Here is a 19642-nt window from a genome sequence, read left to right as displayed (position 1 = left end):
CTTCACCCCCTCTCCTACTCATATGCGAACAGCACCCGAATGCACGCGCGAGGAGGCGCTGGTCGCTGCCATGGCCTATTTCCACGGTGATGAGCTCGCTGCTACGACCTGGGTGAACAAGTACGCATTGCGCGATCCGGAAGGCCGATTGCTGGAACGCTCACCGGCCGACATGCACCGCCGGATGGCCCGGGAGTTCGCTCGCATCGAGCGCTCGTATCAAACGATGCCGGAAGAGCGGAGGTCAGCGCTTTCGGCCCATGGCCGTAAGCGCGCCGCGCTCGATGAGGAGCGCATCCTCCAGCTTTTCCAGGGCTTCCGCGATGTGGTGCCTCAAGGCAGCGTGATGGCTTCGCTAGGCGATCCGTACCGTCTGGCTTCGCTCAGCAACTGTGTGGTCATTCCCTCACCACTGGACAGCTACGGTGGCATCTTCCAAAGCGACCAACAGCTTGCGCAGCTCTTCAAGCGGCGCTGCGGCGTGGGCTTCGACCTGAGCACGCTGCGGCCCGAAGGCGCCCACGTGAGCAACGCCGCACGCACCAGCACTGGCGTCGTGAGCTTCATGGAGCGCTTCAGCAATACCACGCGCGAGGTGGCACAGAAAGGCCGGCGCGGCGCGCTCATGCTCACCATGGACATCGCCCACCCCGACGTGGAGAAGTTCATCACGATCAAACAGGATCTCGCCAAAGTGACCGGGGCCAACATCAGCGTGCGGGTGAGCGATGAGTTCCTGCGCGCGGTTGACGCCGACGAGGCGTTCACCCTGCGCTGGCCAATCGATGCGAAGGAGCCGACCGTAACGCGCCAGGTGAAGGCTCGGGAGCTCTGGGACACGCTGATCGCATGCGCGCACCGCACGGCCGAACCCGGTGTGATCTTCTGGGACAGGCAGCACCGGTACTCTACCAGCAGCGTGTACCCGGGATTCCGGAACGAGAGCACCAATCCATGCAGTGAGATCGCCATGCAGGGCGGAGACAGCTGCCGACTCATCGCGATCAATCTCTACAGCTTCATCACCGATGCTTTCACGCCAGCCGCGCGCTTTGACCACGAGCGCTTCGCCCTGGTCACTTACGAGGCACAGCGCCTCATGGACGACCTGGTGGATCTCGAACTCGAAGCGGCAGACCGCATCCTGGCCAAAGTGGATAGCGATTCAGAGCACGATGCGATCAAGCGCGTGGAGCGAGAGACCTGGGAGCTGCTGCGGGAAACCGGACGCAAGGGCCGCCGAACGGGCCTCGGCTTCACGGGCCTCGCCGATGCACTCGCAGGGCTCAGCTTGAAGTACGACAGCGAGGCCGCATTGATCGCCACCGAGGAGATCATGCGCACCAAGTGCCGCGCAGAGTTCGAAAGCAGCATCGATATGGCCATCGAACGCGGCGCCTTCATCGGCTTCGATCCAGCCATTGAGCGCACCTCGGATTTCACTGCGATGCTGGAGACGGAACTGCCGGACGTGCATGCGCGCATGATGAAGCACGGCCGGCGGAACATCAGCCTCAGCACCGTCGCGCCTACCGGTACGCTCAGCCTGCTCACCCGCACCAGCAGCGGCATCGAACCTGTGTACATGCTGGGCTATACACGGCGTCGAAAGGTTGTTCCTGGTGACAGGAAGGCCAACGTCAGCTTCATTGACGAACTCGGCGACCAGTGGGAGGAGTTCACTGTACACCACCCGCGCCTGCTGGACTGGATGCAAGCGACCGGAAAGAAGGACACTGCGGAAAGCCCGTACGCCGGCGCCACCGCGAACGACATCGATTGGCACAAGCGCGTGCGCCTGCAGGCCGTCGTTCAGAAGTACACCACGCATTCCATCAGCAGCACGATCAACCTGCCCTCCACCGCGACGGTCGAAGAGGTCGGCGGCATCTACCTGGAGGCATGGAAGCAAGGCTTAAAAGGAATCACCGTGTACCGCGATGGCAGTCGCAGTGGAGTGCTGGTGGCCGAGAAGAAGGAAGCACCCGTTGATCAGCATGCCCCGGTCTCGCGGCCGGAACGCCTCGACGCCGATGTGCTCCGATTCAATAACGAGACCGAGCCTTGGTTGGCCGTCGTGGGCCTCTTGGACGGCAAGCCCTACGAGGTTTTCACCGGCAAGGCCAACGGCGGATTCGAACTGCCCAAGTGGGTCACCAAAGGCTGGGTGGTGAAGCGCAAGGACCAGAAGCGGGGCAAGAACATCTACGATCTCGAGTACGCCGATGGGGACGACTATCATGTGACGGTGCAAGGGCTCAGCCGCACCTTCAACCCCGAGTTCTGGAATTATGCTATCCTGATCAGCGGCATGCTGCGCCAAGGCATGCCTGTTCCGCAGGTGGTGGACGTGGTGGCGAACCTGAACTTGTATGATGCCACGCTGAACACCTGGAAGAACGGCGTGGTACGCGCGCTCTCGCGCTACATCCCCGATGGCACGCAAGCCGCAGGGCGCAAATGCACCGAATGCGGCGATGCGGATGGCCTGTATTATGAGGAAGGCTGCTTGAAGTGCAAGAGCTGCGGGCAGAGCAAGTGCGGGTGAACTGACGCCTGTCACCCTATTCCGGATAAGCATGTCCGTTATTTGGATGAAATGTGGATGCGGTACGTGCTCGCCTCGCTAGTGGCCTGCTTTGGTGCGGGAACCTGGTTCGTGTATGAAGGCGTGAGCGAAGCGCCTCTTGCCGATGCGCAGGTGAGGCAGGGCATGGAGGTTTGGCAACTGCAGAATTGCACGAGCTGCCATCAACTCTATGGCCTTGGCGGCTACATGGGCCCCGACCTCACGAATGTGCATGGCGAAAAGGGCGAGGCCCGGATTCGCACATTCGTGCGCTATGGCACCGGTCGAATGCCCGCCCACGAACTGAGCGATGGCGAGTTGGACGCCTTAGTAGCCTTCCTCGCCTGGGTGAACCAGTCCGGCCGCAGCCAGGTTCCCGATGGCGCAGTGCACTGGACGGGCACCTATCTCATTCCAGCACGATGAGCCTCACGCAACGTTGGCATATCGCGCTTGCACTCTTCCTTCTTCTACTCGCCCTTCTGTTCGGCGTGCTCGCCGCGCTGGCGTACCTCTACCCTTCCGTCGGGGATGCGCTGCCCTTCACCCAGCTACGGCCCGCGCATGTGTCAGCCGCGCTGTTCTGGATCATCACAGGTGCAACGGCCGGTGTGCTGCGCTACAAGGATGATGTCTTCGCCCATCGGCGCTCCTCGCTTCTACATGGCATATTCCTCTGGCTCTGGACGGGCACCATCATCGCGGTCTTCCTCGCCTATGCCCTAAAGCGCTTCGGCGGCCGTGAATACTGGGAATTCCCTCCCCTGCTCGCGGTGCCGATGCTGATTGGTTGGCTCGTTCTCATGGCCGACTACTTCCGCGCCTGGCTGCGCCGCGCCCCGGATCCTCCACTGCATGTGTGGATGTGGACCACGGGCATCGTGTTCTTCCTGATCACGTTCATCGAGCAGAACCTCTGGCAGATACCGTGGTTCCGCGACAATTACATGCGCGAGATCTCCGTGCAATGGAAATCGAACGGTGCCATGGTGGGTGCTTGGAACCAGATGATTTACGGATCGGCGCTATACCTGATGACGCGGATCAGTGGGGATGAGGGCATCGCACGCGGACCAAAGGCCTTCCTTTTCTGGTTCCTCGGCCTCTCGAATCTGATGTTCAACTGGGGGCACCACATTTACAACGCACCCACGGCGGGCTGGATCCGCCACCTGGCCTATGGCATCAGCATGGCGGAGTGGATCCTGCTCATCAACATCATACGCGGATTCAAGTCCAAGCTCGAAGAGCACCGCAGGCACAAGCACCTCACCACGTACCGCTTCCTGCTCGGCGCAGAGCTGTGGGTCTTCCTCAACCTTTTCCTGGCCCTGCTCATGTCCATCCCGGCGATCAACCGTTACACGCACGGCACGCACATCACCGTAGCGCATGCCATGGGTGCTACTATCGGTATAAACACGATGCTCCTCCTAGGGTCCATTACATGGATGCTACGCATGGATGAACGAGCACGATGCATGCAGTGGATGGAGCATGGGCGTCTGTTGGCGATGGGAAGCCTAGGGGTCTTCTGGTTGGCGCTCATCGTCGCAGGCATTGCCAAGGGCTGGAGGGCCACGGCGCTGGGCATTACCGAGCACCAGCAGCTCATGCTGCCGGCATTACCAGCGCTCACGGTATTCGCATTGGCGGGGATCGGCGTGCTCATGGGACTGGGGCTGGTAGCCGCGGTTCTGTTGTATGGCTGTCTGAAAGTCGGTTCAGCAGATAGAGTAGCATCCGGTAGATTCTCCGAGGACTCAGGTTCATTTGGAATCGGGGGGGCAACTGATTCAAAATGATCTTGACTGCTGTCGCCACCATGAGAGCGGTCTCAACCGACGAGATATCGGAGGAGATCCTTCTGCTCAAGCAGGAGCGCAACGCCGTGATCCTGGCCCACTACTACCAGATTCCAGAAATCCAGGCGGTGGCCGATCACATCGGCGACAGCCTGGCGCTGGCGCAAGCGGCCGACCGCAGCAATGCCGATGTGATCCTCTTCTGCGGCGTTCACTTCATGGCGGAGACTGCCAAGATCCTGAACCCGGAGCGCACGGTGCTGGTGCCCGACGTGGCCGCAGGATGCTCCTTGGCGGACGGAGCGCCGACTGAAGCCTTCGCGGACTTCCTCGCCCAGCACCGCGACCATCTCGTGGTGAGCTACATCAATTGCAGCGCTGCCGTGAAGGCCATGAGCGACATCATCTGCACCAGCAGCAACGCTGTGCGCGTGGTGAACAGCCTGCCGCCCGATCGTCCGATCCTCTTCGCGCCCGACAAGCACCTTGGCGCCTATGTGCAACGCGTGACCGGCCGCCAGTTGCTGCTTTGGGACGGCAGCTGCGAGGTGCATGTGGCCATCAGCGCCGATAAGCTGAAACTTCTGATGGGCATGCATCCAGCGGCGAAGCTCATCGCGCATCCCGAATGCCCGGAGCACATCCTCGCCGAAGCCGATCATGTGGGCAGCACCAGTTCGCTGCTCGACTTCGTGAAACGCGATGCGGGCGCCACCTTCATCGTGGCTACCGAGGCCGGCATCCTGCACAACATGCGCGCTGCCGTGCCGCACAAGACGTTAATAGCAGCGCCAGCCTCCGCAGATAATGCTTGTGCATGCAGCGAGTGTCCATACATGAAGCTCAACACGCTGGAGAAGGTGCGCGATGCCTTGCTCCTCATGCGGCCGGAAGTGACTTTGCTAGAACCTGTGCGCATCGGTGCAGAACGCGCCTTGCGCCGAATGCTCGCTCTAGGATGAAGCCGCTGGAGGTCATCGTGGTGGGCGGGGGCATCGCTGGCATGGCCTGCGCCGTGGCACTCATCGAGCCGGCAGAGGGAAGGCCGCTCCGCATTCGTGTCCTGACCAAGGCCCCGGTAGCTGGCAGCAGCTCTTACGCGGCCCAGGGGGGCGTGGCCGTTGTGATGGGCGATGGGGATACGGTCAAGATCCACGTGGAGGACACAATCCGGGTGGGCGCCGGACGCAATGACCGCGAGGTGGTTGAGCGGGTGGTGCGCGAAGGCCCGGCTGTGATCGATTGGCTCCAACGCATGGGGGCGCGCTTCGATCACGATGCGGATGGGAAGCTGCATCTGGCGCGCGAAGGCGGACACAGCAGGGCGCGGGTGCTTCATCATCGCGATCGCACTGGGGAGGAGATCGTAAGGGTGCTGCGTGAACGGCTCGGCGCGTTGACTGGCGTACAGCTCATGCAGGGTCATCGCGCGGTCGACTTGATCATTGAGGTCGAAGGGCAGAGCCGCCGCTGTGTTGGCGTACAGGCCATCGACCTGAGCAGCGGCGACCTCATGGAGCATCGAGCGGATTTGGTTGTGTTGGCCACTGGAGGCGTCGGACAGGTGTATGAGCGGACAACGAATCCGGCGGAGGCAACGGGTGACGGTGTCGCGATGGCGGTGCGCGCCGACCTGCCGCTGCGCGACATGGCCTTCGTGCAATTCCATCCCACCGCGCTCCATACCGGCGGATCAGGCCAGGTGCCGCTGATCAGCGAAGCGGTGCGCGGCGCTGGAGCACGGCTCATCGGCGGCAATGGTTTGCCTTTGATGGATCGAGTGCATCCGGCCAAGGACCTGGCTCCGCGCCATGTGGTGGCCCGCGCAATCGAAATGACAATGAAACACTCAGGGATGCAGCATGTGTGGCTCGATGCCTCGTCGATCGGCCCTGCGCGCTTCGCGGCGGAGTTCCCGGCCATCGAGCGCGAATGCCGTGCACACGGCATCGCGCCCGGTCGCGACTTGATCCCGGTGTCACCGGCTGCGCACTACCTCTGCGGGGGCATTGCCACCGATGACCAGGGCCGCAGTTCGCTTCCCGGCCTCATCGCCATTGGCGAGTGCGCTGGCTCCGGCTTGCATGGCGCCGACCGGCTTGCCTCAAATTCACTGCTCGAGGCCTTGGTCATTCCCCGGCGCGCAGCCAATGCCTGGCTCCGCGAAACCCATGGTGAGCATGTTGCAAGCAAACGCTGCATCGCGCAATCAAAGCTCTCGCGAAGAGCCCCGGAAGCTGCCATGCGCGCAATCGCCAGCATCCGCCACGCCATGTCGGCGCACGCGGGTATCATCCGCGACCTGGAAGGCCTCGAGGCCGCGCTCCGCACGATTGCACGCTGCGAACGAGCCATTGCTGCCATGTGGCAAAGACGCCGGTGGTCTTTGCCGTTGATCGAAGCACGGGACCTCGCCGCGGTTTCTCGCGCCGTCATCGAGGCCGCTCTCGCTCAGCCAGTGAGCATCGGCACGCATCAGATCAGTGAACGGGCTGAATCGACCGAAATCATCAACTGGCTCACCGGAACTGCTCATCGAACCGCGAGAGATGGGCGGTGATTGAGTCCAGCTGGCTTCGCTTCGGATCATCCGGCAGTTCTCTGAAAATCCCGATCAAGGGCAAGAGGTATTCATGCAGCGCCTCATGCGCTTCGCCCTCCATAGTGCATTGCTCGAAGATCAGCGCCATGCGCTCTTGCAGCGAATCGCGCAACAGGCCCCCTGCCAAGCCGTTGCCCGGGTAGCCAGCCGTTAGTCCCTGCATTCCCCTGACGCCTTGGATCGTCGCTTCATTCGCCTGCCACCTCACTGATTCATGGCGGGTTGGGGAGGAGGAGGTATCACCGTTCGTGCCCCTCGCCATAACAGGCTGCTCGGTGGTTGGCGTTCGGCATGCAGCGATGGAGACGAATACCAACGCCGAGATAAGGAGCAAGCGCATCATGGACAAATGTGCAGCCATGGAAGAACGCTGGAATATGATGGGCGTCATGATTGGTGCGTGACGTCCCGTTGACCTTTACCCGATGCCAAGCATTCGCCGCGAGCCTTCCGCCCCTCCGCACACGGTCCACATCCCGGTCATGGGTCTGGGGTACACCATCGACACCCCATTGAAGGTGGCCCACTTCGGGATCTCCTCGGTGGTCTCCATCATCGAGGATGAGTTGGTGGAGCGCATGCGCGAGCATCAGTGCAAGCTGAACGGTGAAGCCTACGTGCCCATCCCGAAGCCCTCGCACGATCATCGCGCCCGGCGGATCACAGCATACTTGGACATGTTGGGTCGTTTGGTGCAGCGCAACATGGAGCGCGTGCGGGTGGAGCCCTTCACGGTCACGTCCGACAGCACGAAGTACTTTGAATTGCTTCCAGGTGGAACGCCCGTGAAGGATCGCTTCCAGCTTATGCGGACACTTCCTCCGGCTGCGGAGAGGATGGCGATCGAGGACGAGCTGCGCAAGGCCATGCGACCGGGTTCGATCGACGTGAACATCATGTCGAAGATCGATTCCGCGAATTACGACTCGGAAGGCAATGCCCTTCCACCAGAATACTGCGATGCCATGGCCGCGTTCCGGGGCTTCGCCAACAGCACATTGGATTCAGCAGTAGTGCTGAGCGCCGGTTACAATCCAAGGCTCTACGCGTACATCGCCGAGTTCCCAGACTTCCTGCCCGATGCACAGGGCCGGCTACGCAAGCGCGTGATCCTGAAGGTGAGCGACGCGCGTTCAGCGCTCGTGCAGGGCAAGATCCTGGCGAAGAAGGGCGTGTGGGTGTCGGAGTTCCGGATCGAATCGGGCCTCAATTGCGGTGGACACGCCTTCGCCACCGATGGCATCCTGCTGGGACCCATCCTCGAGGAGTTCCGTGCCAAGCGCGCGGCGATCGCCGGTGAGTTGTTCGATCTTGCCAGCGCTGCGCTCGCTCAAGCGGGTCTTCCGGCTTTTCCAGAAATACCCGAACAGCGGTTCACTGTGCAGGGTGGGATCGGCACGGCGGCTGAGGACCGATTCCTTCGCGAGCATTACGGTATGGATGGCACCGGTTGGGGGAGCCCGTTCTTGCTGGTGCCGGAGGTCACGAACGTGGACGCCAACACCTTGCAGCAACTCACGGAGGCACGCCCGAGCGATTTCTACCTGAGCTGGGCATCGCCGCTTGGCATCCCCTTCCACAACTTCAGACCGAGCAGTTCGGAGCAGCAACGAAAGACGCGCATGGCCAAGGAACGACCAGGCAGCCCGTGCTACAAGAACTACCTCAGCACGAACACCGAGTTCACCGAGCGCCCCATCTGCACGGCATCGCGCCAGTACCAGGACCTGAAGATCAAGCAGCTCAAGTCGGCGGGGCTCGACGATGCAACCTATGCACGGGAAGAGGCGGCCGTGATGGAAAAGGATTGCCTCTGTGAAGGTCTCGGTGCTGCGGCCTTGCTCAAGGAAGGCCTTCATCCGGCGCACAAGCTGGAAGCGGTGGCTATCTGCCCCGGTCCCAACACGGCCTACTTCACCCAAGTCGTATCACTGCGGACCATGGTGGACCACATCTACGGTCGGGTGGACCTGCTCGCTGGTGTGGAACGACCGCACATGTTCGCGAAAGAGTTGTCACTTTACATGGATTACCTGAAGCGCGAGCTGCAGCAGGTGCGCGACACGGTCACCGCAAAGCAGCAGCGCTACTTCGCCACCTTCAAGGCCAACATGGAAGTGGGCATCGCCTACTACGAGGAACTGCTCCCGGTGCTGCGCGCCAGGGCTGCGGCCCAAGTGGAGCAGTTGCGTGATGATCTGGATCGCGCGGCCAGGGAACTGCGCGGGCTCCTGCTCCCCGTGGTCGCCGCAGTGGGCTGAACGCCGCTCCTTCATTCATTCCTGTCCAACAAGAACATGGCAAAGACCTCCTGGGCCGAGCCCTACAAAATCAAGATGGTCGAACCCCTCTTCATGTCCACCCGCGAACAGCGGGTGAAGGCCATGGAAGAGGCTGGATACAACACCTTCCTGCTGCGATCCGAGCTCGTCTATATCGACCTGCTCACCGACAGCGGTACCAGCGCCATGAGCGACCGCCAATGGGCCGGGCTCATGCTCGGTGATGAAGCCTACGCAGGCAGCCGCAACTACTACCACCTGGAGGATTCTGTGAAGAAGTACTACGGCTACAAGTACCTCATCCCCACGCACCAGGGTCGTGGCGCGGAGAACATCCTCTCGCAGATCCTCATCAAGCCCGGCGACATCGTACCCGGCAACATGTACTTCACCACCACCAAGCTCCACCAGGAGCTGGCGGGCGGCAGTTTCGTTGACATCATCGTTGACGAGGCCCACGACCCGCAGAGCACTTTTCCCTTCAAGGGCAACGTGGACCTTGGCAAGCTCCAGCGCGTGATCGATGCGCACGGCGCGAAGAAGATCCCCTATGTCTCCATGGCCACCACGGTGAACATGGCCGGCGGGCAACCGATCTCGCTTGCCAACCTGAAGGAACTGCGTGAATTGACCAGCAAGCACGGCATCCGCATCATCCACGACATGACGCGCGTGGCCGAGAACGCCTTCATGATCCAGCAACTCGAGGAAGGGCAAGGACAGAAGAGCGTGGCGCAACTCGTGAGCGAGATCTGCGACCTCACCGATGGCGCCACCATGAGCGCCAAGAAGGACGCGCTGGTGAACATCGGCGGATTCATGGCGACCAACGAATGGGATGTGTTCGAGGAAGCGCGCAACCTGGTGGTGATCTACGAAGGGCTGCACACGTACGGCGGACTCGCCGGTCGCGACATGGAGGCCATGGCCATCGGCATTGAAGAGAGCGTGCAGGACGATCACATCCGCGCGCGGGTAGGTCAGGTATTCTACTTGGGGCAGAAGCTGCTCGACATGGGCATCCCTATCGTGAAGCCCGTGGGCACGCACGGCGTTTTCCTCGATGCCAAGGCCTTCCTCCCGCACTTGCCGCAGACCGCTTTCCCCGCGCAAGCGCTCGCCGCGGAACTCTACATCGACAGTGGTGTGCGCGCGATGGAGCGCGGCATCGTGAGCGCCGGTCGCGACAAGATCACTGGCGATCACTGCTATCCGGAGCTGGAACTGGTGCGGCTCACCATCCCACGGCGCGTGTACACCCAAGCCCATATGGATGTGGTGGCCGAGAGCGTAGCGCGTGTCTTCGAGCGTCGCGAACGCATCTCCGGATTGAAGATGACCTACGAGCCGAAGTACCTGCGCTTCTTCCAGGCGCGTTTCGAACCCCTGCCCGCATGAAGCACCGCACCATCATCGAGCCCTTCCGCATCAAGAGCGTGGAGCCCATCGGCATCAGCACCGAAGAGGAACGCGTGGAGCAACTGAAAGCGGCGCACTACAACCCCTTCCTGCTGCGCTCGCGCGATGTGATCATCGACTTGATGACCGACAGCGGCACCAGCGCCATGAGCGCGCACCAATGGGCCGGGGTCATGGAAGGCGACGAAGCATACGCCGGTTCGCGCTCTTGGGAGCGCATGGAACAAGCCGTGCAGGATCTCACCGGCATGGACCATGTGCTGCCCACGCACCAGGGTCGCGCAGCGGAGCGCATCATCTACGGTCATCTCGGCGGCGCGGGGAAGGTCTTCATCAGCAACACGCACTTCGACACCACGCGGGCCAACATCGAGTTCACCGGCGCCACCGCAATCGACATCCCCATCGCCGAGGGCAAGGACCCTGCGTTGCAGCATCCCTTCAAAGGCAACATGGACGTGGCCGCGCTGGACGCTTTGCTGAAGGAGCACAAAGGCCACGTGGGCGCCGTGATCCTGACGGTGACCAACAACAGCGGGGGCGGACAGCCCGTGAGCATGGCCAATGCCGAGGGCGTGGCCGCGATCTGCAAGCGCCATGGCGCGCTGTTCCTGCTGGACTGCTGCCGCATCGCCGAGAATAGCTGGTTCGTGAAGCACCGCGAGGTGGGCATGGAGGGCCTGAGCTATCGCCAGATCGCGCAGCGCATGTTCGCCTTGGCCGACGGTGCTGTGATGAGCGCCAAGAAAGATGCGCTGGTGAACATGGGCGGGTTCCTTTCCCTGAAGGACGAAGCGCTCGCCGCAGCGTGCACCAACCTATTGATCATCACCGAAGGTTTCACCACCTATGGCGGCCTGTCCGGTCGGGACATGGAGGCCATCGCCATCGGCTTGGACGAGGTGTTCGACCCGCACTACCTCGATTACCGGATCCGCAGCACCACCTTCCTCGGTGAGAAGCTGCACGCGCTAGGTGTTCCGCTCATGCGACCGATCGGCGGGCATGCTGTTTACATCGACGCGAAGAAGCTCTATCCGCACATCCCATCGCACGAATATCCCGGCCAGGCTCTGGTATGCGAGTTGTACCGGCTAGGGGGCATCCGCAGCGTTGAGATCGGTTCGGTGATGTTCGGCAAGTACACGTCTCATGGTTCCCTCATACCATCCGCCATGGAGTTGGTACGTCTCGCTATCCCGCGCCGGGTGTATACGCAAAGCCACATGGAATACGTGGCTGAGACTTTCGAAGAGGTGATACGTGCGCGTGCCGGGGTCAAGGGCTACCGCATCATCAAGGAGCCGAAGTTCCTGCGGCACTTCACGGCGCATTTCGAGAGGTCGTAGCGGTGCTTGCAGACCGGGTCAGGTTCCAGGCACCCTCCCCCGTTTCCTCCGGCGCGCTCCACGCGTGTTGCCGAGCAGCGTTTCATTCTTCGACTGCCACAGAGCCCGGTAAGCGCTATATCCCTGGTGCTGAACATATTATTCGAGCGGAATGACTATTATCATATATAGGATATGTATGTCCGAATATGTTTCGCCTCGATCCGGATCATACGCCTGATCGATGTACCTGAACGTTCACGAACACACTCAACATGCTATCCAAGAAACAAGCACAGGTGTTCTTCTTCGGAGGGACCATCGCTTCGTTCGGGGTCTTCCTAGGGCTGTCGTGGCACACACTGGCCCGAGAGGTACCCAACCAGACCAACAGCCATAACCTGACACCCGAGGTGGTACGTGGAAAAGAGATCTGGGAGTCGAACAATTGCATGGGTTGTCACACGCTTTTCGGTGAGGGCGCCTACTATGCACCGGAACTGACCAGGGTGTATGAACGCCGCGGACCGGAGCTGATCAAGACGATCATGACATCACCGGTGCCTTGGGGCCCCAAGGGCCGCCAGATGGTGGCCTACAAGATGGATCTGGCCGATGCCGAAGCCGTCGTAGCCTTCTTCAAGTGGGCGGGTGAAGTGGATCTGAACGGATTCCCCCCCAAGCCGGACCTCAAACAGAACAAATAAGCCAGCGCCATGAAATACCAATCACAGAAAGTCGCCTACCTGTTCTTCGGGTTGTGCATGCTGCTGCTGCTGCTGCAAGTCGTTTACGGATTCATCATGGGCTTCGCGCGCATCGGGTTCGATGAGTGGTTCCATGAGTTCATTCCCTTCAATGCTGCGCGTGCCACGCACACGAACCTGCTTGTCGTCTGGCTTCTCGCAGGGTTCATGGGGGCCGCGTATTACATCATCCCTGAGGAAGCACAGCGCGAGCTGGTCTCCGTGCCGCTTGCGAAACTTCAGTTCTACAGCCTGGCTGTGGTGGGTGTGGTGGCGGTGATCGGGTTCCACCTCAATTGGTGGGAGGGCCGCAAGTTCCTGGAGATCCCCAGGCCTTTGGATTACCTGGTCGTCGTGAACGTGCTCACCTTTCTGGGTATCATCATCATGACGCTTTGGAAGGGCAAGCAACGCACCACCACGGCCATGGTCCTGACCATGGGGTTGGTGTTCGCCGCCTTGCTCTACCTGCCTGGCATGATCTGGTTCGACAACCAGACCATTGACTCGTTCTTCCGCTGGTGGGTGGTTCACCTGTGGGTGGAGGGCGTGTGGGAGTTGATCATGGGTGGCATCCTGGCCTACCTGCTGATCAAGCTCACCGGCGTGGATCGTGAGGTCATCGAGAAATGGCTCTATGTCATCATCGGTCTCACGTTCATCTCGGGGATTCTCGGTACCGGGCACCACTACTACTACATCGGCGCGCCCAAGTACTGGCTCATGATCGGTGGCATCTTCAGCGCCTTGGAGCCGCTGGCGTTCCTGGGCATGGCCCTGTTCGCCTTCGCCATGTACCGCAAGGGTGGTAAAAAGCACCCGAACAGCATCGCGTTGTATTGGACGCTCGGTTGTGCCATCACCTCCTTCGCCGGCGCTGGCCTGTTGGGGGTAGCGCATACCCTTCCTTCCGTGAACATGTGGACACATGGCACCCTGGTCACCGCGATGCATGGTCACCTGGCCTTCTGGGGTGCCTATGGCATGCTGGTGCTGGCCATGATCAGCTACGCCATGCCGATGATGACGGGCCGCAAGGTCTATCAGGGCACCCGGGGCATGATCGCCTTCTGGTGCGCTAACATCGGAATGCTCGGCATGACCACGGCGCTCGCCGCGGCCGGTGTTGCGCAGGTCTACCTCGAGCGGAAGGTGGGCATGGATTTCATGGACGCGCAGAACGAGCTCAACGTGCATTTCATGGTGATGCTCGGAGCAGCCTCGCTCTTCGCGACCGGAATCGTGCTCTACATCCTGGACTTCATCAAGTACGGCAAACCGACCGATGAGGCCATGCGAGCCGAGGAGGATGAGTTCCTCGCTGTTCGTCCAGCCTGAACGAACCGGCGTCGAACAACACACATCCATGCGCATCGAAAAGGAACCCTACTACCAAGCCACGGGAGAGGAGGTCTCCGTGTTCGAACACGCGTTCGCACAACGCCTGCCGGTGCTGCTCAAAGGCCCGACGGGAAGCGGCAAATCCCGGTTCGTGGAATACATGGCCCACAAGCTGGGCAAGGAACTGATGACCGTGACCTGCCATGAGGAGACCTCCTCCACCGACCTCATCGGTCGGTACATCATCCGTGGCGATGGTACCGAGTGGATCGACGGCCCGCTCACCACGGCGGCCCGCAAGGGAGGCATCATCTACCTCGACGAGGTGGCTGAGGCGCGGCCCGATGTGTTGGTGGCGATACACTCCCTCACGGATCACCGCCGTACGCTGTTCATCGACAAGCTCGGCACCGAACTGGTCGCGCATCATGACTTCATGCTCGTGGCCTCCTTCAACCCGGGCTACCAGAAGGGCTTCAAGGAGCTGAAGCCGTCCACGCGCCAACGCTTCATTTCCATGGCCTTCCAGTACCCGAAGCCACCGGTGGAGCGTGACATTCTGGTGCGGGAGACCGGCGTGGATGCCGCCACCGCCACCAAGCTCGTCACCATCGGCCAGAAGATCAGGAACCTCACCGAGCTGGGCCTCGCAGAAACGGCGAGCACGCGCTTGCTCGTGGATGCCGCCAAGCTCATCGGCAGTGGACTACCTCCCCGTCTTTCTGTGAAGGTGGCCGTGCTTGAGCCGCTCACCGATGATGCCTCGGACCAGCAGGCCTTGGAGGATATCGCGTACATGAGCATCTAATCGGCGATGGATATCACCGAAACGCTCTTCAAGCGCTTCGCGGCATGGCAGGGTCAACGAAAGGGGAGGCGCGCTTACAATGAGCACGGTATTGACCTCGCCGAACTGGCTCCGCGGCTGACGATCGTGGCGCGAGCGCTCTGTAACGCGCCCATCGAGGTGCAGGCCGCAGTGCGCGAAGGGGGATGGCAGGGCTCGGTGTTCCACCTGCCAGCGCGGGCCGATCGCTACGGTTCGGTGGAGCTCAATTTCAACTACTACCTGTTCCGCGTGTTCTACCTCAGCAAGCAACGAGAGCTGGGCCTGAACTGGAACGGAAGCGCGGGCGATCTTGAAGGTTCCCGGAAGGCCGCAGCCGATTCCGCGCCGCAGGTGCTCGCCGCCCTGGAGCGGGAGTTCGTCCACTTCGGTGCATTGCATGAGCGGTTGCGCGAGGGTCTCGAAGACACCACTTGGCTCTACGGCAAATGGATGGTGGAACGTGGACCCTTCCTGGATGGGGCACGGCCCGCCCCGGATGGCGTGGCACCAACGGCCACGCACGCCGAGATCACCACCGAGATCGCTTCCAAGCCGGTAGAGGACGTGCAGAGCATCGCGGTGGACAAGGAGAAGCAGGAGGAGTACATGCTCACCCACAACTTCGAGAAGATCGAGACCGCCGAGGAATTCGACGACATCTGGCGTGATTTCGACGGGGATGATAGCCTTGATGATGACCTGCAGGCGCTGAACGAACTGGACCTGAAGCACACCGTGCGCGTGGACGACACGGTGCATTCGATCTATCGTGCGGAAATGGCCGGGCAGCTTTCGGTGGCCGAGTGCGAGGCCCTGGAGGAGGGCGGAACCTATTATTCCTACCCTGAGTGGAATGTCGGCAAGGGCGCCTACCTGCAGGACCATTGCCGGGTGTTTCCCCTGCTGTTCCGTTCACGCAACAAGGCCTATGCGGCGAGCGTGGTCCAGCGCGAGCAGCGCAAGATCATGGCATTGAAGAAGCAGATGGCCGCGTTCCAGAACGCGTTCAGCCAGGTGCGTCGTTCGGAGCGTGGCAATGAATTCGACCTCGATCAGGTGACGGATATGCTCACCGACATCAAGGCACGCACCACGCCAAGGGAGAACGTCTACATCTCGCAACGCAAGCGACGCAAGTACTTGAGCCTGCTCTTCCTGATCGACCTGAGCCTGAGCGGCGACGCCTACGTGGCGGGTGAGAAGGTGATTGAGATCGCGAAGCAGGCGGTGATCGTGCTGGGCGAGGTGTTCACGGAGTTCGAGGTGGAGTTCCAGGTCGACGGATTCTTCTCCAAGACGCGGAATTTCTGCTCCTATGTGACCCTGAAGCACTTCCGCGACAGCTGGGAGCATGGCAAGGCGAACCTCGGGCAGGTGCGCCCACAGGGCTTCACGCGCATTGGACCGGCGATCAGGCATGCCGGCGCCCTGCTGCAGAAGCGCGGGTCGCGGCGCCGGTGGGTCGTTCTCCTGAGCGATGGCAAGCCGAACGATTTCGATCGCTACGAGGGTGATTATGGCGTGCAGGACATCAAGCACGCCTTGCATGAGCTCCGCCAGCAGCAGGTGAACAGCTATGCCATCGCCATCGAGGAACAGGCCCGGCATTACTTGCCGCGCATGTTCGGTGTCGATCATTACTGCATCCTCGCCGATCCGAAGGAACTGGTCCCCGCGGTGATGGGCCTGTACACGCGGCTGGCCGGAAACGTCTAGGTCAGCCCGACATGGCCTTCTCGAGCTTGGCCTTGTTCCGTATCCGGATCCCTTTGCCCTCCAGTTCGATGATGCCTTCCTGGTCGAAGTGGGCGAGCGTGCGGATCACACTCTCGTAGGTGGTGTCCGCCATGCTCGCGATATCCCTGCGCGGAAGGGTGAACGCGAGCTTCCGAGCATCGGCCTCGTCCATGCCGAAGGTGTCGCGGCACAGCAGGATCACCTTGGCCACGCGCTGCGCCACATCCATGTTCATGAGGTCGCGCAGATGCTGATCGAGCAATCGCAGCTCAGCGGCGAAGTAGAGCAGGAAGTGGTAGCAGAAGTGCGGATTGGCTTTCAGGGTGCTCAGGAACAAGGCCATCGGGATGGCATTCACACGTGTTGGAGCGAGTGCTATAGCGCTGGCGGTGTAAACGGGCTCCTGCCCGATGCCGCGGTGACCCAGCGCTTCGCCATCACTGGCCATGCGGATGATGCGCTCCTTGCCCTTGATGTACGAGGCGACCACCTTCACGCGCCCACGATGGATCATGAACATCCGCTCGGCCTTCTGCCCGGAGGTGAATATGGCTTCGCCTTTGGCGAATGTCAGGACCGTGTTCTGCGCACGCAGCAGTTCACGCCATTCGGGCGAGCAATGGCGAGCAATGAGTTGATCGAGATGCGGAAGTGACCGTGCAGCGCTGTCGTTCATAGGCGATCCGAAGCTAGAGCGATCGCAACTCATCCGCTGGTTTGGGTTGGCGGGGATAATGGTTGATAAGCAGTAGCCGGGACGTCGATGCTCGCGTCGACCGGTCTGCGCATTGCGCTCAATGCAGGTTGATTCCCGGTCGATTCGCATGCCGAATGCCTGCAGATAAGGGCGAGGCAGACATATATGATATGCGTCATATTATTAGGGTTGAATGGAGTCTACTTTGCCAATCTCCAAGAACCAGAACCATGCGCCACCTATACCTCCTGCCCTTCGTCCTGATCCTCTTCCGTTCGGCCCCGACAAGCGCCCAATGCACCACCACGAACGCCACTTCGTGCCAGTGCCCGCTGGGGCAGGGGACGAATTGCGACCTGCTTCCGGACATGACCACCTCTTGGTACGCGGCGCTCAACTACTTGAGCGGCCCGAATGAGGAGCCCGGGCGCATCTACATCACGAGTTCCACGCCGAACATCGGCTACGGCCCGCTGGAGGTGCGCGGCGTTGACTTGAACGGCTACCGCCGCTTCGTATGCGGCATCGATACGTTCGTAGTCTATGACCCTTCGGCATCGCAGCAGTTCGCCTGCCCCAACGGCGGCACAGCCAAGCAGCTCACCACGCAGCGCATTTTCCATAAGAACGGCAACGCGATGACCTCAACGGAGCACGTGATGCCACAGGGAATGACCTACCACCCGACGCATGGGCACACGCACTATGACCAATGGGGCATCTTCAGCCTGCGCATGCAGGAGACCGGCGTGAGCGACCCGCGCCAATGGCCGATCGTGGGCCAAGGCTACAAGCTCGGCTTCTGCCTCATGGATTACCATAGCTGCAATGCCAGCGCGGCCAATCATCATTGCAAGGACAACAACACGGTGTACAACGCCGGAACCACGCTCACCGGACCGAACTTCCCCAACCTCGGCTTGGGTGGCTCCTACGGCTGCAGCATGGTCCGGCAAGGCATCTCTTCCGGCTATACCGATGTGTACAGCGAGTACCTCGATGGCATGTGGGTCGATATCCCCACGGGCACCTGCAACGGCGCGTATTGGATCGTGATGGAGGCGGATCCGCTGAACGTAGTGGTGGAGACGGATGAAACGAACAACTGGACCGCCGTTCCCTATACGCTCACCCAGCAGCCTTCGTCAGGTCCTGTGGCCAAGATCTTCTGCGACGAGCAGGCCTATGTCTGCGCCGGGGAGCAAGTGGAGCTCCGGGCAACGCCGGGCACGGCCTACCAGTGGTCAAATGGCGCCACCTCGAGCAGCATCGTGGTTGGCCCGGGAACGTACTCAGTATCCGTGACGGGTTATTGCGGGACCGCGGCCTCCGCGCCTTTCACCGTTACCGCCTTGCCCCAACCGACTGCTCCTGCTGCTGAGGCTGTCGTGGTGTGCGAAGGCGAGCAGGCAACGCTCACCGCCAACGGTAACGAATTGCTGTGGTTCGACATGCTAGGGAATCCTTTGGGCAGCGGTGCCACCTACACTACCCCGCCGCTCTATGCGAGCACCAGCTACCAAGTTGCTGACCAGGTCACCACGCAGGGAACAGTGATCTATGGCGGCAAGCAGAACAACAGCGGAAGCGGCGGCTACCACGCAGGCGGGCAATCGCTCCGGTTCAACGCGCTCGCTTCATTCACGCTAGCTTCGGTGAAGGTGTACGCTGGCAATGCGGGTTATCGCACGGTGGAGCTTGTCGACGTGGTCGGTGTGCTGCGCGCCACGCGATCGGTCATGGTGCCGGCTGGCGAATCGCGCATCGACCTGGATTGGGACATCCTGCCGGGCAATAACTACCTGATCAATGTGAGCGGCACCACGGATCTGTGGCGCAGCACAGGCAGCGTCTCCTTTCCATACCCCATCGGCTCGGTTGCAAGCATCACCGGTTCTTCGGGCGGCGCCACGGTCTATCCGTACTTCTATGACTGGGAAGTGGAGGTCGGCGGCGGCAGTTGCCAGAGCGCGATGACCTCGGTGACGGTCACCGTTGAGGTGTGCTCCGGCGTTGATGAACCGCTCGCGCTGCGCGGCTTCGAGGTATTCCCGAACCCGAGCAATGGGCAATTCAACCTGACGCTGCACCTGCTCGATCCTTCTGCCATAGAGGTCGAGCTCTTCGATATGATGGGCCGTCGGGCCCATGTGGAGCGCTTGCAGGCGCCCGCCGGCCAGGTGGTGCGTGAGCTTGACATGGCGCACCTGTCATCAGGGGTGTACATGCTTTCGCTGCGCATCGCCGGCCGGGTCTTCACCCGCCGGATCGCTATCGACTGAGAAGG

At 61.3% G+C, this 19642-nt stretch carries 15 protein-coding genes; 13 read left to right on the top strand and 2 right to left on the bottom strand.

The window, feature by feature from the left end; all coding sequences use genetic code 11:
• Window positions 1-22: 22 nt before the first annotated feature.
• Genes IPM12_11970 through nadB form a run of 5 tightly spaced genes read left to right on the top strand, consistent with a single transcriptional unit; the run spans window position 23 to window position 6934 of the window.
• Window positions 23-2548 (top strand): adenosylcobalamin-dependent ribonucleoside-diphosphate reductase, encoded by a 2526-nt coding sequence (locus tag IPM12_11970; protein ID MBK9148517.1) that lies wholly within the window; start codon window positions 23-25, stop codon window positions 2546-2548.
• Between the two features lie 57 nt (window positions 2549-2605).
• Window positions 2606-2995 carry a cytochrome c gene (locus tag IPM12_11965; protein ID MBK9148516.1) on the top strand — a complete coding sequence of 130 codons (390 nt, stop codon included), beginning with the start codon at window positions 2606-2608 and terminating at the stop codon, window positions 2993-2995.
• Entirely contained in the window at window positions 2992-4374 is a 1383-nt protein-coding gene (locus IPM12_11960) for a cbb3-type cytochrome c oxidase subunit I (protein MBK9148515.1), read from the top strand. The genes IPM12_11965 and IPM12_11960 overlap by 4 nt, the downstream gene beginning before the upstream one ends.
• Window positions 4371-5336 carry a quinolinate synthase NadA gene (gene nadA / locus IPM12_11955; protein ID MBK9148514.1) on the top strand — a complete coding sequence of 322 codons (966 nt, stop codon included), beginning with the start codon at window positions 4371-4373 and terminating at the stop codon, window positions 5334-5336. Before IPM12_11960 ends, nadA begins: the two co-directional genes overlap by 4 nt.
• Window positions 5333-6934 carry an L-aspartate oxidase gene (gene nadB, locus IPM12_11950; GenBank protein MBK9148513.1) on the top strand — a complete coding sequence of 534 codons (1602 nt, stop codon included), beginning with the start codon at window positions 5333-5335 and terminating at the stop codon, window positions 6932-6934. The genes nadA and nadB overlap by 4 nt, the downstream gene beginning before the upstream one ends.
• Here nadB and IPM12_11945 read toward each other — a convergent pair.
• Complete coding sequence (locus IPM12_11945) at window positions 6894-7319, bottom strand: hypothetical protein (GenBank protein MBK9148512.1); 426 nt, start codon at window positions 7317-7319, stop codon at window positions 6894-6896. The two genes, nadB and IPM12_11945, sit on opposite strands and share 41 nt — an antisense overlap.
• Window positions 7320-7401: 82 nt before the next feature.
• On the opposite strand from IPM12_11945, the gene IPM12_11940 reads away from it, so the two are divergent.
• The 7 genes from IPM12_11940 to IPM12_11910 all read left to right on the top strand — a co-directional run bounded on the left by IPM12_11940 (window position 7402) and on the right by IPM12_11910 (window position 16637).
• The gene (locus tag IPM12_11940) at window positions 7402-9237 is read left to right on the top strand and encodes a hypothetical protein (GenBank protein MBK9148511.1); all 1836 of its coding nucleotides are present in this window, start codon (window positions 7402-7404) and stop codon (window positions 9235-9237) included.
• Between the two features lie 36 nt (window positions 9238-9273).
• On the top strand, window positions 9274-10656 hold the full coding sequence (locus IPM12_11935; GenBank protein MBK9148510.1) for a tyrosine phenol-lyase: 1383 nt from the start codon (window positions 9274-9276) through the stop codon (window positions 10654-10656).
• Window positions 10653-12026 carry a tryptophanase gene (locus tag IPM12_11930; GenBank protein MBK9148509.1) on the top strand — a complete coding sequence of 458 codons (1374 nt, stop codon included), beginning with the start codon at window positions 10653-10655 and terminating at the stop codon, window positions 12024-12026. The genes IPM12_11935 and IPM12_11930 overlap by 4 nt, the downstream gene beginning before the upstream one ends.
• Window positions 12027-12280: 254 nt before the next feature.
• On the top strand, window positions 12281-12712 hold the full coding sequence (locus IPM12_11925; protein MBK9148508.1) for a cytochrome c: 432 nt from the start codon (window positions 12281-12283) through the stop codon (window positions 12710-12712).
• A 9-nt stretch (window positions 12713-12721) separates the two neighbouring features.
• Entirely contained in the window at window positions 12722-14089 is a 1368-nt protein-coding gene (locus tag IPM12_11920) for a cbb3-type cytochrome c oxidase subunit I (protein MBK9148507.1), read from the top strand.
• Between the two features lie 28 nt (window positions 14090-14117).
• A complete protein-coding gene (locus tag IPM12_11915; protein MBK9148506.1) occupies window positions 14118-14900 on the top strand; it encodes a CbbQ/NirQ/NorQ/GpvN family protein in 783 nt (260 codons plus the stop codon).
• Window positions 14901-14906: 6 nt separating this feature from the next.
• The gene (locus tag IPM12_11910) at window positions 14907-16637 is read left to right on the top strand and encodes a VWA domain-containing protein (protein ID MBK9148505.1); all 1731 of its coding nucleotides are present in this window, start codon (window positions 14907-14909) and stop codon (window positions 16635-16637) included.
• Between the two features lies 1 nt (window position 16638).
• Here the strand turns inward: IPM12_11910 and IPM12_11905 are convergent, their stop codons facing one another.
• Window positions 16639-17334, bottom strand: a complete 696-nt coding sequence (locus IPM12_11905) for a Crp/Fnr family transcriptional regulator (protein ID MBK9148504.1) — start codon at window positions 17332-17334, stop codon at window positions 16639-16641.
• Window positions 17335-17585: 251 nt separating this feature from the next.
• Here IPM12_11905 and IPM12_11900 point away from each other — a divergent pair, with 251 nt between their 5' ends.
• A complete protein-coding gene (locus tag IPM12_11900) occupies window positions 17586-19637 on the top strand; it encodes a T9SS type A sorting domain-containing protein (protein ID MBK9148503.1) in 2052 nt (683 codons plus the stop codon).
• Window positions 19638-19642: the final 5 nt, after the last annotated feature.

This window comes from Flavobacteriales bacterium (assembly GCA_016716605.1).
Classification (GTDB): domain Bacteria; phylum Bacteroidota; class Bacteroidia; order Flavobacteriales_F; family PHOS-HE28; genus PHOS-HE28.
This window is presented reverse-complemented; position numbering and strand designations above follow the sequence as displayed.